We start from the raw sequence: 12575 nt of genomic DNA on the forward strand, positions 1-12575 counted from the left end.
GCGTGCTGGCCTTAGGCGGGTTGTGCACGAAGGTGACGTCGGTGTGCCACTGGTTCGCGCGGCCCTGCTCGCTGTCGACCGGCAGGATGGCGGGTGCCAGAGGGAGCGCGGGCAGCGGGGGAGCAAGGGACCTTTGCTATCGCCCCAGCACCGGCAAGGCGTCAGGCAGCGCTCTGATCAGGGCGTTTGTGGTACGAGTCGACGTACTCCTGCCCCGAGAGCTCCAGGATCGCGTACATGATCTCGTCGGTCACCGAACGCCGGATCGCCGGCGACGAGTCCTGCCCCTCGTACCGCGAGAAGTCCAGCGGCTCGCCGTAGGTGACCGTGATCTTCGCCCGCCGCGGGATCCGCTTCCCCTCGGGCTGCAGGTTCTCGGTGCCCGAAAGCGCGACGGGGACGACCTTCGCGCCGGTCGCCAGTGCCAGGGCCGCGACGCCGGTGTGGCCGCGGTGCAGCCGCCCGTCCAGCGAGCGGGTGCCCTCGGGGTAGATCGCGAACGCGCCGCCCGCGTCGAGCACCTTCCGCGCCGCTTCCAGCGCGGCGAGACCGGCCTGCGCGTTGCCGCGTTCGACCGGGACGTAGCCGAGACCGCCCAGGAAACCGGCCATCAGTTTGCCCTTGAGCCCGCGGCCGGTGAAGTACTCCGCCTTGCCTAGGAATTTGACCTGCCGCATCGCCGTGAAAGTGATCACGCCGGTGTCCAGGGCCGCCCGGTGATTGGGCGCGAGCAGCACCGGGCCGGTGGCGGGGATGTTCTCCACGCCGCGGATCTCGGGGCGGTACAGCGCCCTGACCAGCGGACCCAGCACGAAACGGACGAGCAGCGGTAGCAAGGTTCCTCCATCGACAAGGTGTCGGACTCCAGCATGGCACGATCACTACTCATGAGTTGGTTCGAGCGGCGCACGTGGCAGAACCCCGGTTGGACGCTCGACGACATCGTCGCTGCGAAGGGTGACCGGACGGTTTCGGTCGTGCTACCGGCACTCGACGAAGAGGACACCGTCGCCGAGGTCGTCGGCACGGTCCGCCCGCTGCTGGGCACGGTCGTCGACGAGCTGATCGTGATGGACTCCGGATCCACCGACGCGACCGCCGAACTCGCCGAGCGGGCGGGCGCGCGGGTGGTGCACCGCGAGGACGTGCTCCCCGAGCTGCCGCCGGTGCCGGGCAAGGGCGAGGTGCTGTGGCGCTCGCTGGCCGCGACGACCGGCGACGTCGTCGTGTTCCTCGACTCCGACCTCGTCGACCCGGACCCGGCGTTCGTGCCGACCCTGCTCGGGCCGCTGCTCTGCGAAGAAGGCGTCCATCTGGTCAAGGGCTTCTACCGGCGGCCCCTGCGGCTGGAAAGCAGTGGCGGCGGCCGGGTCACCGAGCTGCTGGCGCGACCGGTCCTCTCGGCGCTGCGCCCGTCGCTCTCGGGGCTCATCCAGCCGCTGGGCGGCGAGTACGCCGCGACGCGCGAGTTCCTCGAGTCAGTGCCCTTCGCGGCCGGGTACGGCGTCGAGATCGGGCTCATCCTCGACGCCGAAGCGCGCTACGGCCTCGAAGGGCTAGCGCAGGTCAACCTCGGCGTACGCAAGCATCGCAACCGTTCGCTGCTTCAGCTGGGCGTGATGGCCCGGCAGATCCTCGGGACGGCGCTCGCGCGCTGCGGCATCAAGTCCGACGACCCGGCCCAGCTCACCCAGTTCGCGCAGGTGGGTGACGAATGGCTGCCGGAGGTGGCCGAGGTGTCGGTCAGCGACCGGCCGCCGATGCGGGAAGTCCGCGGCCTAACCGAGTCGTAGGACCTCGTCGAACCCCGCCACGTGTGCTTCGCGGTGCGTCACCAGGACGACGGTGCCGGGGGTGGCCGCGAGGACGTCCGCCAGGACGGCGTCGCCGTGCTCCGGGTCCAGCCCCTCGACGGGCTCGTCCAGCACCAGGATCGGCGGCGCCGAGAGCACTGCTCTCGCGAGGACGAGCCGCTGACGCTGCCCGCCCGACAACGCGTCGCCGTCGGAGCCGACTTCGCGATCCAGCGGCAGGTCGAAACCGGCCGTCTCGCAGGCGGCGAGCAGTTCCACGCCCGAAGCGCCGGGCTTCGCGAGCAGCAGGTTCTCCCGGACCGTCGTGTGGAAGACATGCGCGTCCGCGAGCGCGCCGGAGACCACCGACGGCAGCAGCGCCGGGTCGTACTCGTCGAGCGCGCGACCGTTGAGCGACACCCGGCCGGACGTCGGTGACACGGACCCCAGCAGGACGTTCAGCAGCGTCGTCTTCCCGGCCCCGCTCGGCCCCAGGATCCCGACGCGCTTGCCCGGCGGCAGATCGAGGTCGACGCCGTCCAGCGCCGGAGCCCGGCCTTCGAAGTGAACGCCGACCCCTTCGAGTCGCAGGTGCCCCGGCTCGGGAACCGCGCTGCCCCGCGCGGGCGAAGGCTCGGTCAGCAACGCGCGCACCCGCTCCGCCGACGCCCGGACCTCGACCCAGCGCTGCGCGGCCGCGGTCAGCGGGAGGACCAGCTCGAACACGGCCAGCGCCCCCAGTGCCAGCGCGGCCGTCAGCGGCGCCGAAACCCCGGCGGTCAGCGCGATCGCGACGCAGGTCAGCAGCTGGACGAGCAGCCCGGCCGCGGACAGCGGGCTGGTCCGGTTCGCCGTCGCCCGGTCCCGGACGGCGAGCGCGTCGACGGCGGAGTGCGCCGCGTCCACAGTGGACTCGTGGACGCCGTACGCGATCAGCTCCCGGCGCCCGGTGATCAGCTCGACCGACCGTTCGGCGAGGTCGGCCCGTGCCGGAGCGCTCTTCTCCGCCGCGTCGCGCGTGATCCGCACGCACAGCCACGGCAATCCGATCCCCGCGACCGCGAGCCCGAGTGCCAGGACGAGTCCGGCCACCGGACTGAAGACGAGCGCGATCGTGGTCGACACCGCGCCCACGAAAGCGGCGACACCGGCGGGCAGCAGGCAACGCAGGATCGCGTCCTGCACGGCGTCCACATCGGACACCAGCCGCGTGACGAGGTCCCCGCCGGAATGCCGGGAAACCCGGTGCGGCAGCAACGAGGTGTACACGCGGGTCCGCAGGGCGCCGAGGTACCGCAGGACGACCTCGTGCCCGGCGAGCCTTTCCGCGTACCGCAGCCCGCCGCGCAGCAGCGCCAGCGTCCGGACGGCGACGATCGCCACCGTGAGCGACGCCAGCGGCGGCTGCTCGGCCGCCTTCAGCAGCAGCCACGCGGCCGTGGCCATCAGCGCCACCCCGGCCAGCTCCGCCCCGGCCGCGATCAGCCCGGCCCGGACCAGCCGGACGACGTCCTTTGTGGACACACCCCAGACGTTCACACCAGTTCCCGTTCTCTTACGGCGCCTTCGCGGACTTCGAGGACGCGGGTGGCCAGCTCGGCCATCGCGGGCCGGTGGGCCACCAGCACCGCGGTCCGGCCGGTGAGCAGTTCACGGGTCGCGCCGAGCACGGCCGCTTCGGTGCCCGCGTCGAGCCGCGCGGTCGGTTCGTCGAGCAGTGCCAGCCCCGCTTCCGTGCGCGCCAGTGCCCTGGCGAGGCCGAGCCGTTGCCGTTGCCCGGCGGAAAGCGGCGCGCCCAGTTCGCCGATCCGCGTCCGGTAGCCCTCCGGCAGTCCGCGCACGACCTCGTCGAACGCCGCCGCGCGGGCCGCCGCCTGGACGTCCGGCACTCCGCCCATGGCGATGTTCTCCTCGACGCTCCCGGTGAACAGCGTCGGCCGTTGCGGCACCCACGCCGTCCCGGCCCGCCACGCGGCCGGATCCAGTTCGCGCAGGTCGACCCCGTCGACGAGGACCCGGCCGGACGTCGGCGTGACGAAGCCCAGCAGCACCGCCAGCAGCGTGCTCTTCCCGGAACCGCTGGGGCCGACGAGCGCGACGTGCTCACCGGGCTCGATCGTCATGTCCACTTCGGACAGTACGGTCTCGTCGCCGTACGCGACGCTCACCTTCTCCAGCACGATCCGCGGCGCACCGCGCCGGGTCACCCGCGCACCGCGGACGACGTCCTCCGAAGGGGCCGTCAACGCCTCCCTCAGCGTGGCGAGCCCTTCCGCGCTGGCGTGGAACTTCGCCCCGGCCGCCCGCAGCGGCAGGTACGCCTCGGGCGCGAGCAGCAGCACCAGCACCGCGGTGTGCACGACCATCCCGCCTTCCAGCAGGCGGAACCCGATCGGCACCGCCACGAGCGCCACCGAGAGCGTCGCCACCAGTTCCAGTACCAGCGCGGACAGGAACGCGACCCGCAGCGTGCGCATCGTCGCGTCCGTGTGCGCGTCCGCCATCGCCCGCACCGTCTTCGCCTGCGCCTCGGCGCGGCCGAACACCTTGAGCGTGCCGAGCCCGCGCACGACGTCGAGGAAATGCCCGCCCAGCTGGGAAAGCAGCCGCCACTGCTTGGCGGTCTTCGCCTTCGTGTGCTGCCCGACCAGGATCGCGAACACCGGGATCAGCGGGAGCGTCGCGGTGATGATCAGCGCCGACGACAGATCCGCGGCGAACAGCCGGACGACCACCGCGACCGGCACGATCGCCGACAGCACCAGCGTCGGCAGGTAGCCGGTCAGGTAGGCGTCGCCCGCGTCGATCCCCTTGGTCACCAAGGTCGCGACCTCGCCGGGATTCTCCGCTTCCGCGCCGAGAAGCCGTTTGCGCAGCGTGGCCTTGACCGTCGCCGCGAACCGGCCGCCGAGGGAGCCCTGGACGCCCGCGAGCACCACCCGGGCCGCGATGGCGGCCACGAGGGTCCAGGTCACGCCGCCGCCGGTGAGCAGCGTCGCGAGCCCGTCCGCCTGGACGAGGATCGCCACGGCGGTCAGTGTTCCGAGGACGCCCAGCACACCGAAATGGCGTCGCAGTCCGGGAAGGGGAGGCATGTCGGGCTCCTAGAAGTGCAGCAGCGAACGGTGGTCGACCCGGACGTCGTGCCTGCGCCAGGTCACCCACTGCACGGCGGCGATCGCCACCAGCGCGGGCGGCAGGACGAAGGTGAGCAGGCCGAGCATCTCGGCGCTGGTGGCCGCTTCCGTCAGGCTGAGGGAGAACCCACCGTCCACAGAGGACGTCAGCGCGTCCGGCAGGCGCAGGGTCCCGACGGCCAGCACCGGCGACGCGGACAGGACCATCGTGGCGACCAGCGCCGCCTTGTGCCGCCCGGCACGCAACGCCGCGGACGCGACGCCCAGCGCGCCGAACGCCAGCACGATCGCCGGCACCACGGACCACGACGCGGAGGTCTCGAAGACACCCCAGACGACCGCCACGACCAGGAACGCGAGCGCGGGAGCGAGGAGCGCCTTGGCGATCCGGTTCGCGCGGGCGGTGAATTCGGCGGGGGCCCGCACGGCGAGGAAGGCCGCTCCCTGCAAGGCGAACAGCGCGACGAACCCCGCGCCCCAGAGCAGCGCGTACGGACTGAACACCGCGAGGACGTCACCGGCCGGCTTCCCGGAAGCGTCGAGCGGGAGGCCGAGGACGAGGTTGCCGAGGAACACGCCCCACGACACCGCCGTCACCCAGGCACCGACGGTGATCGCCAGCGTCCAGGCGCCGCGGCCCGCGTCCGGCCGCCTGCTGCGCAACTGCACCGCGGCGGTGAACGTGACCAGCCCGAGCAGCAGCGCGACGACCGGGAGGTACGCCCCGGAGAACACTTTCCCTTCCAGATGCGGGAAAGCGCCGAACAGGACGCCGACCGCGGCCACCAGCCAGACCTCGTTGGCCAGGAAGAACGGGCCGAAGGCGCCGAGCACGCGCCGTCGTCCGGCCTCGTCACGGCTGAGCCTGCCCAGCAGCATCCCGACGCCGTAGTCGTAGCCGGCCAGCGCGAAATAGCCCGAGATCAGGAACCCGAGCACACACCACCAGAGGATCACCATCGGTCAGACTCCGCTCAGGACGGGAAGTTCGGCGCGAGGCGCGATCGCCTCTTCTTCGGATTCCGGGCCGCGTTTGGCGACCCGTGACATCAGCACCCAGTCGGCGATCGCGAGCGCCGCGAACAGCACCGTGAACGCGATGAAGGAGAACAGGATCTGCCCCGCCGGGATCGACGCGACGGCGTCGGCGGTGGTCAGCCTGCCCCGGATCAGCCACGGCTGGCGGCCGATCTCCCGGACCAGCCAGCCGGAGATCGCGGCGAAGAACGGCAGCGGGATCGCCAGCACCATCACGTACAGCAGGGGCCGCGCCCTGGTGATCCAGTTCCGGAACAGCAGCAGCGTGCCGAGGATCGAGGCGAGGAAGGCGACGAACCCGATCTGGATCATCAGCCCCAGCGGGGCGCCGACCAGCGGTTCCGGCGTTTCGAGCTTGCCGGGGTGGTACTCGCCGAGCGGGCCGAACTGGGCGAAGCCGAAACCGATCACCATCGTGCTGCCCACCAGCGAGGTGAGGACGCCGATCCGCATCGACCGCCGGAAGAACTCGATCTCCTTGGTGCGCTTGATGAAGTGGTACGCGCTGACGCCGACCACGAAGAAGCCGCCGGTCATCAGCGCGGCGCTCAGCACGTGCGGCAGCGACATCGCCAGCGCCGGGTTGGTGAACAGCGCGCCGAAGTCGTCGAGCTTCAGCACGCCGTTCTCGACGTGGGTGCCGACCGGGTTCTGCAGGAACGAGTTGGCCACCATGATGAACAGCGCCGAGGCGTACGCGGTCAACGTGACCAGCCAGATCAGCGCCAGGTGGACCCACTTGTTCAGCCGGCCCCAGCCGAAGATCCAGAGCCCCAGGAAGGTCGATTCGGCGAAGAACGCCACCAGCGTCTCGATGGCCAGCGGCGCGCCGAAGACGTCGCCCGCGACCGCGGACAGGCCGGTCCAGGTCAGTCCGAACTGGAATTCCATCACGATTCCGGTGACGATCCCCAGCGCGTAATTGATCACGTAAAGCTTGCCCCAGAAGCGGGTCATCCGCGGCAGTTCGGGTTTTCCGCCGAACGCGGAGCGTGTCTGCATCACCGCGACGAGTGTCACGAGCCCCAGTGTGAGCAGTACGAACAGGAAGTGGAACGAGGTCGTCGTCGCGAACTGGAGTCTCGCGATCGGGAGTGCGTCCATGCCGATGCACTGTATACGTAGTCTGCCTACATGTAGCCACAAAATCTATGAAATCGGGGCGATCTCGGGGTAATTCCCTGAGGTGACCAGTGGAAAGACCTGACTACCCTGTGGGTCGGCGATGTGTAGACTGTCTATCTATGAAGGCCGACAGCCTGCGCGGGCACCTCGACGCGTTGCTCCTCGCCGTCCTCGACGGCCGGAAGCTCCACGGGTACGCCATCATCGAGGCGCTTCAGCTCCGCAGCGACGGTGCGCTCGACCTGCCGACGGGCACCGTCTACCCGGCGCTTCGCCGGTTGGAGCGCGCCGGGTTCCTCGCCAGCGAATGGGACGTCGTGTCCGGCCGCAAACGTCGTACGTACAAGCTCACCCGCTCCGGGCAGAAGGCCTTGGCGGCGGAACGGGCCGAGTGGCAGGAGTTCACCACCGTGATAGGTGGTGTCCTCGGGGGGAGCACGGCATGAGCGCGATCGAGGCCTACATCGGCGACCTCGACAGACGGTTGAGCGGGTCGGCGGGGGCCAAGACCGATCTGCTCACCGAGGCCAGGGACGGACTGGTCGACGCGGCCGAGGCGTATCGCGAGGGCGGCGCCGAGGAAGCGGAAGCCGAACGTCGGGCCGTCGCGGACTTCGGGCCCGCCGCCGTGATCGCCCGCGAGTACCAGGCCGAACTGGCGTTGCGCGCCGACATCGGCACCTTGTGGAAGGTCATCATCGCGGTCCCGCTGATCCAGGTGGGCTGGGAACTGGCACGGATCTGGAGCTTCGGTGACTGGAGCCGGGCGGGGAAGCCGATCCCGGAGTGGTACGTCTCCGTCATCGAACTCTTCGGCGTCCTGGTCGTCGTTTCGCCCGTGATCGGAGTGGTCGCGCTCTTCGGCACCCGCCGGCTGGGGCGCAGGCTCGACAGCGTGCGGCTGGCGAAGGTGACGCGGTGGACGGTGGGCGCCGCGGCGATCGCGAACCTGCTGGCACTGCTGCTGCTCACGGTGGGCACGTCGGTCCTCGATCCGGCCAGGCTGAACGTGAGCCTGCCGTGCGACCTGGTGGCCCTCGGCTGGGCGGCGTTCAGTTTCTGGCTGCTCTCACCGGCTTTCCGGTCGCGGGCCCTGGTCGCCGCATGAACGCCATCGAGGCCTACATCGGTGACCTGGACCGGCGGCTGAGCGGGTCGGCGGGGGCGAAGGCCGATCTGCTCACCGAGGCGCGGGACGGCCTGATCGACGCGGCCGAGGCATACCTCGCGGGCGGCGTCGACGAGGCGGAAGCGCAACGCCGGGCCGTCGCGGACTTCGGTCCCGCCGACCTCATCGCCCGTGATTACCAGGCGGAACTGGGATTGCGGCGCGACATCCGCGTCCTCTGGGAGCTGATCGTCGGGGTCCCGCTGCTGATCCTCGCCTGGGATCTCGCGCGCGTGCTGAGCTCCGGCGACTGGTCGAGGCTCGGGCAGCCGCCGTCCTGGTACCACCGTGCGATCGGCACGGCCGACACCCTCGCGGCGTTGTCCCCGATGGTCGCGATCGCCGGGCTGATCGCGGCACGGCTGCTTTCGCGGCGGCAAGACGGTCCGCCCGTCGCTCGTGTGGTGTCGTGGTCCCTGGCCGGGGCGCTGGGGCTGAACCTGCTCGCGGTCGCGACGTACGGCGGCGCGACCGGGCTGGTGGAGCCCGCCCGCCTGATCGTCAGCGTGCCGTGCGCGGCCCTGTCCGCGACGTGGATCCTTTTCAGTACGCGGCTCACGTTCGCCGCGCGGAGTCGGAGAGCGACGGCATGACGGTGATCGAGGCCTATCTCGGTGAGTTGCGCACGCGGCTGGACGGCCCCGTGACGGCGAAGCGGGATTTGCTGCGCGAGGCGCGCGACGGGCTCAACGACGCCGCCGACGCCTATCGCGAGGGCGGCTGGAGCGAGCACGACGCGCAGCGGCGCGCCGTCGAGGATTTCGGGCCGGTGCACCTGATCGCCCGGGACTACCAGGCCGAACTGGGGATGCACAGCGGGACGCGGACGCTCTGGAAGCTGATCCTCGGCGTGCCGATGATGCAGCTCGCCTGGGAGTTCGCCCGCAAATGGACCTTCGGCGATTGGTCGCAGCTGGCGCCGACCCCGGGCTGGTACCGGTACATCGCCCAGTTCACCCATGGTTCGGTGTTCATCGTGCCGGTGCTGGGAGTGATCGCCCTCGTCTGCATGCGGTGGCTCTCCCGGCGGATGGACGGCGTCAAACTGGTCAAGAGCGTCAGCGTGCTGATCGGCGAGGCCGTCGGGCTGAATCTGCTTTCGGTGGCGTTACTGGTGATCGCCACCGGGCTGATCGACGCTTCGAGGCTGTTCCTGTCGGTGCCGTGCGGCATCCTGATGGTCCTCTGGGTGGTGCTCAGCGTGCGACTCGCGTTGCTGGCGCGACGATCGTGGCGTTCGTGTGCCACGATCGTGGCGTGACGACCGCCCTGATCTATCTCGTAGTCATGCTGCTGGTGGCCGCGGTGGTGTTTTTGCTGGCCGCCGTGGTGTTCGGCAGGGGCGAGGAGCTCGCCCCGCTGCCGCCCGGCAGTTCGCCGACCAGGCTGCCCGCCGAGGACCTCACCGCCGAGGACGTCCACGCCGTCCGCTACCAGATGGTGCTGCGCGGCTACAAGATGTCCGAAGTGGACTGGGTGATGCGGCGGCTCGGCGTCGAGATCGAGGAACTGCGCGCCAAGGTGGCCGAGCTGGAGGCCGAGCGCGAGGGCGCCAGGTGACCGATGTCGTCGTCTCGGTCGACGTCGCGGTCCCGGCCGGGACGGCGTGGCTCGCCCTGACCGACTGGGAACGCCAGGGCGAATGGATGCTCGGCACCGAGGTCAAGGTCGTCGAGGGCAACGGGCGCAGCGTGGGCTCGAAGCTGTCGGCCTTCACCGGCGTCGCCGGGATCGGGTTCACCGACACCATGGAGATCACCAGCTGGGAGCCGCCGCTGCGGTGCGTCGTGAAGCATCTCGGCAAGATCGTGCAGGGCACCGGGGTGTTCCAGGTGATCGAGAAAGGGCCGCACGCGTCGACGTTCGTCTGGGCGGAGCATCTGCGGCCGCCGTTCGGCGTCGTCGGGCGGCTCGGCTGGCCGGTCGCGAAACCGGGGTTCGAACTGGGACTGCGGCTGTGCCTGCAGAAATTCGTGAAGTACGCGGAGGGGTACCGGGTTGGCTGAGGCGGGTCTGCTGGGGGCGGACGGGATCAAGCGGTGTTCGTGGGGCAACTCGGCCTCGGACTACGTCGAGTACCACGACACCGAATGGGGAGTCCCGCTCCACGGCGACGAAGAACTGTACGAGCGCCTGTGCCTGGAGTCCTTCCAGTCCGGGCTCTCGTGGATCACGATCCTCCGGAAGCGGGAGTCGTTCCGGAAGGCGTTCGCCGGATTCGTGCCGGAGAAGGTCGCCGTCTTCACCGACGACGACGTTTCCCGGCTCATGGACGACGCGTCGATCGTGCGGAACCGGGCGAAGATCCTGGCGGCGATCAACAACGCGCGCGCGATCTCGGAACTGGACGGCTCGCTGGACGACCTGCTGTGGTCCTTCGCGCCTTCCTCACACGCCCGGCCGCGGCGGATGGCGGACGTCCCGGCGATCACCGACGAGTCGAAGGCGATGGCGAAGGAACTCAAGAAGCGCGGCTTCGTGTTCCTCGGGCCGACGACGTGCTACGCGCTAATGCAGGCGACGGGGATGGTCGACGACCACGTGAAGGACTGCTTCCGGGCCGCTTAAAGCGCTCCCAGGTCCCTCGCCAGCCGTTCCAGCGGCCGGTAGGTGCCGTCGAGCTCGATCACCCCGCCGTTGTCCAAGGTGATGAAGCACTTCGCGACGTAGGCGAAGGGGATGAAGTTCAGCCAGTGCTCGACGCTTTTGTAGCGCACTTGGCGGACTCGGGCCGCTGGGACGACATACCGGACTTTGCGACCGTGGACCTCGGCGAAACCGCCGGTGAAAAGGTAGATGCCGCCGTCGAGGCGCCTTCGCGTGGAGACGCACCACGTGAGGAACAGCGGAGGCCAGAGGAACAGCAGGATGCCGAGCGTCGTCGTCGGGTCGCTTTCCCGGATCCCCAGGACCAGCGCGCCCACGAGCGGGGCGAAGGCGACGAAGGTGCCGATGACGCCTGGGCGGCGTCGGTAGCGACGGACGTACTCGCCGAGTCGGTGCTCGGCGGCTTGCGCCTTGAGGTGGGGCGGGATCACGGCGGAACGCTAGCCGCGGCGGTCCGGTACCGGTCCCGGATGTCATGAAAGGGTCGTTCAGGACGTTTTCCGTCCTGAACGACCCTTTCATGACATTTCCGGGAAGGGGGTTACTTGCCCTGGAAGGCCGGCTTGCGCTTGCCCACGAACGCCTCCACCGCTTCGGTGTGGTCGGCGGTCGCGCCCAGCGCGGACTGCGCGGCGTCCTCGGCGTCCAGCGCCTCTTCGAGCGTGGACTCGGCGGCGACGGACAGGACGTTCTTGATCTTCGCGTAGGCCACCGTCGGGCCGGACGCGAGCTTCGCGGCGATCTTCTGCGCGCGGGCGGCCAGTTCCTCGTCCGGGACGACCTCGCCGACCAGGCCCAGCGTCAGCGCTTCGGCGGAGCCGACCGTCCGCGCCAGCAGCATCAGTTCGGCCGCGCGGCCGAGACCGATCAGCCGCTGGAGCGTCCACGACGCACCCGAGTCCGGACCGAGGCCGACGTTCGCGAACGCCATCAGGAAGTTCGCCGACGTCGCCGCGATCCGGAGATCGCTCGCGTAGGCGAAGGCGGCGCCCGCGCCGGCCGCGGGGCCGTTCACCGCGGCGATGACCGGCTTCGGCATCCCGACGATGGCCTTGACGATCGGGTTGTAGTGCTCCTTGACCGTGTGTAGCGGCGCCGGGTCACCCGCTTGCAGCAGCCCGACGTGCTCCTTCAGGTCCTGCCCGGCGCAGAACGCCTTGCCGGAACCGGTGAGGACGACCGCGCGGACACTGTCGTCGGCCGCGGCCTCGGTCAGGCCCGCCAGCAGCAGTTCCTTGAGTTCGACGGTCAGCGAGTTGTACGCCTCGGGCCGGTTCAGCGTGAAGGTGCGCACGCCATCGGCGTCGGCGGTCAGCAGAACGTCGGATGTGGTCACGGGATCTCCTAGTCGGCGAAACTGCGGTCTGAGACCGAGTCTTTCAGCCTCGCGAGCCGCATACCAGCACCGATACGGCGGCAAAAGATCGGTCCGCGTTCGCGCTCGGCCGCTGATGAGGGACAATGGACAGTAGACCCGGCTGGCTTTGACGAGCGCGACCCGGGCGCGCCGGTTGAGACGGAGGGAGCACGCTATGGCGGCCATGAAGCCCCGGACCGGAGATGGTCCCCTCGAAGTGACTAAGGAGGGGCGGGGCCTCGTGATGCGCGTACCACTCGAAGGTGGTGGGCGCCTCGTCGTCGAACTCTCCGCGGAAGAAGCGAAGGATCTCGGCGCGGCCTTGCAGGAGGTCACCGGCTGAGCCGGAC

At 70.1% G+C, this 12575-nt stretch carries 16 protein-coding genes; 9 read left to right on the forward strand and 7 right to left on the reverse strand.

The window, feature by feature from the left end:
* Window positions 1–161 precede the first annotated feature (161 nt).
* Window positions 162–836: a lysophospholipid acyltransferase family protein gene (locus AB0N89_RS24050; protein ID WP_364207933.1), complete on the reverse strand. Its 675-nt coding sequence runs from the start codon at window positions 834–836 to the stop codon at window positions 162–164.
* 51 nt (window positions 837–887) lie between these two features.
* On the opposite strand from AB0N89_RS24050, the gene AB0N89_RS24055 reads away from it, so the two are divergent.
* On the forward strand, window positions 888–1793 hold the full coding sequence (locus tag AB0N89_RS24055) for a glucosyl-3-phosphoglycerate synthase (RefSeq protein WP_364207935.1): 906 nt from the start codon (window positions 888–890) through the stop codon (window positions 1791–1793).
* Here the strand turns inward: AB0N89_RS24055 and cydC are convergent.
* The 4 genes from cydC to AB0N89_RS24075 are packed head-to-tail and all read right to left on the reverse strand — an operon-like array spanning window position 1779 to window position 7072.
* Window positions 1779–3332, reverse strand: a complete 1554-nt coding sequence (gene cydC / locus AB0N89_RS24060; protein ID WP_364207937.1) for a thiol reductant ABC exporter subunit CydC — start codon at window positions 3330–3332, stop codon at window positions 1779–1781. The two genes, AB0N89_RS24055 and cydC, sit on opposite strands and share 15 nt — an antisense overlap.
* Window positions 3329–4888, reverse strand: a complete 1560-nt coding sequence (gene cydD, locus AB0N89_RS24065; protein ID WP_364207939.1) for a thiol reductant ABC exporter subunit CydD — start codon at window positions 4886–4888, stop codon at window positions 3329–3331. Before cydD ends, cydC begins: the two co-directional genes overlap by 4 nt.
* Window positions 4889–4897: 9 nt before the next feature.
* Window positions 4898–5890, reverse strand: a complete 993-nt coding sequence (locus AB0N89_RS24070) for a cytochrome d ubiquinol oxidase subunit II (protein ID WP_364207941.1) — start codon at window positions 5888–5890, stop codon at window positions 4898–4900.
* Window positions 5891–5893: 3 nt separating this feature from the next.
* Window positions 5894–7072, reverse strand: coding sequence for a cytochrome ubiquinol oxidase subunit I (locus AB0N89_RS24075; protein ID WP_364207943.1), 1179 nt, complete (start codon window positions 7070–7072; stop codon window positions 5894–5896).
* Window positions 7073–7212: 140 nt separating this feature from the next.
* Here AB0N89_RS24075 and AB0N89_RS24080 point away from each other — a divergent pair, with 140 nt between their 5' ends.
* From AB0N89_RS24080 to AB0N89_RS24110, 7 genes are read left to right on the forward strand one after another with little or no spacing between them, the layout of a single operon-like run.
* Window positions 7213–7539, forward strand: coding sequence for a helix-turn-helix transcriptional regulator (locus AB0N89_RS24080; RefSeq protein WP_005155407.1), 327 nt, complete (start codon window positions 7213–7215; stop codon window positions 7537–7539).
* The gene (locus AB0N89_RS24085) at window positions 7536–8201 is read left to right on the forward strand and encodes a permease prefix domain 1-containing protein (RefSeq protein WP_364207945.1); all 666 of its coding nucleotides are present in this window, start codon (window positions 7536–7538) and stop codon (window positions 8199–8201) included. The genes AB0N89_RS24080 and AB0N89_RS24085 overlap by 4 nt, the downstream gene beginning before the upstream one ends.
* Complete coding sequence (locus tag AB0N89_RS24090) at window positions 8198–8854, forward strand: permease prefix domain 1-containing protein (RefSeq protein WP_364207947.1); 657 nt, start codon at window positions 8198–8200, stop codon at window positions 8852–8854. The genes AB0N89_RS24085 and AB0N89_RS24090 overlap by 4 nt, the downstream gene beginning before the upstream one ends.
* Window positions 8851–9522: a permease prefix domain 1-containing protein gene (locus tag AB0N89_RS24095; RefSeq protein WP_364207949.1), complete on the forward strand. Its 672-nt coding sequence runs from the start codon at window positions 8851–8853 to the stop codon at window positions 9520–9522. Before AB0N89_RS24090 ends, AB0N89_RS24095 begins: the two co-directional genes overlap by 4 nt.
* Complete coding sequence (locus AB0N89_RS24100; RefSeq protein WP_364207951.1) at window positions 9519–9821, forward strand: DivIVA domain-containing protein; 303 nt, start codon at window positions 9519–9521, stop codon at window positions 9819–9821. Before AB0N89_RS24095 ends, AB0N89_RS24100 begins: the two co-directional genes overlap by 4 nt.
* Window positions 9818–10267, forward strand: coding sequence for an SRPBCC family protein (locus tag AB0N89_RS24105; RefSeq protein ID WP_364207953.1), 450 nt, complete (start codon window positions 9818–9820; stop codon window positions 10265–10267). Before AB0N89_RS24100 ends, AB0N89_RS24105 begins: the two co-directional genes overlap by 4 nt.
* Window positions 10260–10829 (forward strand): DNA-3-methyladenine glycosylase I, encoded by a 570-nt coding sequence (locus AB0N89_RS24110; protein WP_364207955.1) that lies wholly within the window; start codon window positions 10260–10262, stop codon window positions 10827–10829. The genes AB0N89_RS24105 and AB0N89_RS24110 overlap by 8 nt, the downstream gene beginning before the upstream one ends.
* Here AB0N89_RS24110 and AB0N89_RS24115 read toward each other — a convergent pair.
* Together AB0N89_RS24115 and AB0N89_RS24120 are read right to left on the reverse strand one after the other, a co-directional pair.
* A complete protein-coding gene (locus AB0N89_RS24115) occupies window positions 10826–11299 on the reverse strand; it encodes a hypothetical protein (RefSeq protein WP_364207957.1) in 474 nt (157 codons plus the stop codon). The two genes, AB0N89_RS24110 and AB0N89_RS24115, sit on opposite strands and share 4 nt — an antisense overlap.
* 110 nt (window positions 11300–11409) lie before the next feature.
* Window positions 11410–12204, reverse strand: coding sequence for an enoyl-CoA hydratase-related protein (locus AB0N89_RS24120; RefSeq protein ID WP_364207959.1), 795 nt, complete (start codon window positions 12202–12204; stop codon window positions 11410–11412).
* Window positions 12205–12400: 196 nt separating this feature from the next.
* Here AB0N89_RS24120 and AB0N89_RS24125 point away from each other — a divergent pair, with 196 nt between their 5' ends.
* Window positions 12401–12568: a DUF3117 domain-containing protein gene (locus tag AB0N89_RS24125; protein WP_005155393.1), complete on the forward strand. Its 168-nt coding sequence runs from the start codon at window positions 12401–12403 to the stop codon at window positions 12566–12568.
* The last annotated feature ends 7 nt before the right edge of the window (window positions 12569–12575 follow it).

The sequence above is a fragment of the Amycolatopsis sp. NPDC089917 genome (genome assembly GCF_040684635.1).
In the GTDB taxonomy this organism is placed as follows: domain Bacteria; phylum Actinomycetota; class Actinomycetes; order Mycobacteriales; family Pseudonocardiaceae; genus Amycolatopsis.

What these genes read in the sequence shown, in the direction of transcription:
- AB0N89_RS24070 (WP_364207941.1), bottom strand. Translation starts at nt 5,890, where the DNA reads ATGGTGATCCTCTGGTGGTGTGTGCTCGGGTTCCTGATCTCGGGCTAT.
- AB0N89_RS24090 (WP_364207947.1), top strand. Translation starts at nt 8,198, where the DNA reads ATGAACGCCATCGAGGCCTACATCGGTGACCTGGACCGGCGGCTGAGC.
- AB0N89_RS24075 (WP_364207943.1), bottom strand. Translation starts at nt 7,072, where the DNA reads ATGGACGCACTCCCGATCGCGAGACTCCAGTTCGCGACGACGACCTCG.
- cydD (WP_364207939.1), bottom strand. Translation starts at nt 4,888, where the DNA reads ATGCCTCCCCTTCCCGGACTGCGACGCCATTTCGGTGTGCTGGGCGTC.
- AB0N89_RS24125 (WP_005155393.1), top strand. Translation starts at nt 12,401, where the DNA reads ATGGCGGCCATGAAGCCCCGGACCGGAGATGGTCCCCTCGAAGTGACT.
- AB0N89_RS24085 (WP_364207945.1), top strand. Translation starts at nt 7,536, where the DNA reads ATGAGCGCGATCGAGGCCTACATCGGCGACCTCGACAGACGGTTGAGC.
- AB0N89_RS24095 (WP_364207949.1), top strand. Translation starts at nt 8,851, where the DNA reads ATGACGGTGATCGAGGCCTATCTCGGTGAGTTGCGCACGCGGCTGGAC.
- AB0N89_RS24080 (WP_005155407.1), top strand. Translation starts at nt 7,213, where the DNA reads ATGAAGGCCGACAGCCTGCGCGGGCACCTCGACGCGTTGCTCCTCGCC.
- AB0N89_RS24055 (WP_364207935.1), top strand. Translation starts at nt 888, where the DNA reads ATGAGTTGGTTCGAGCGGCGCACGTGGCAGAACCCCGGTTGGACGCTC.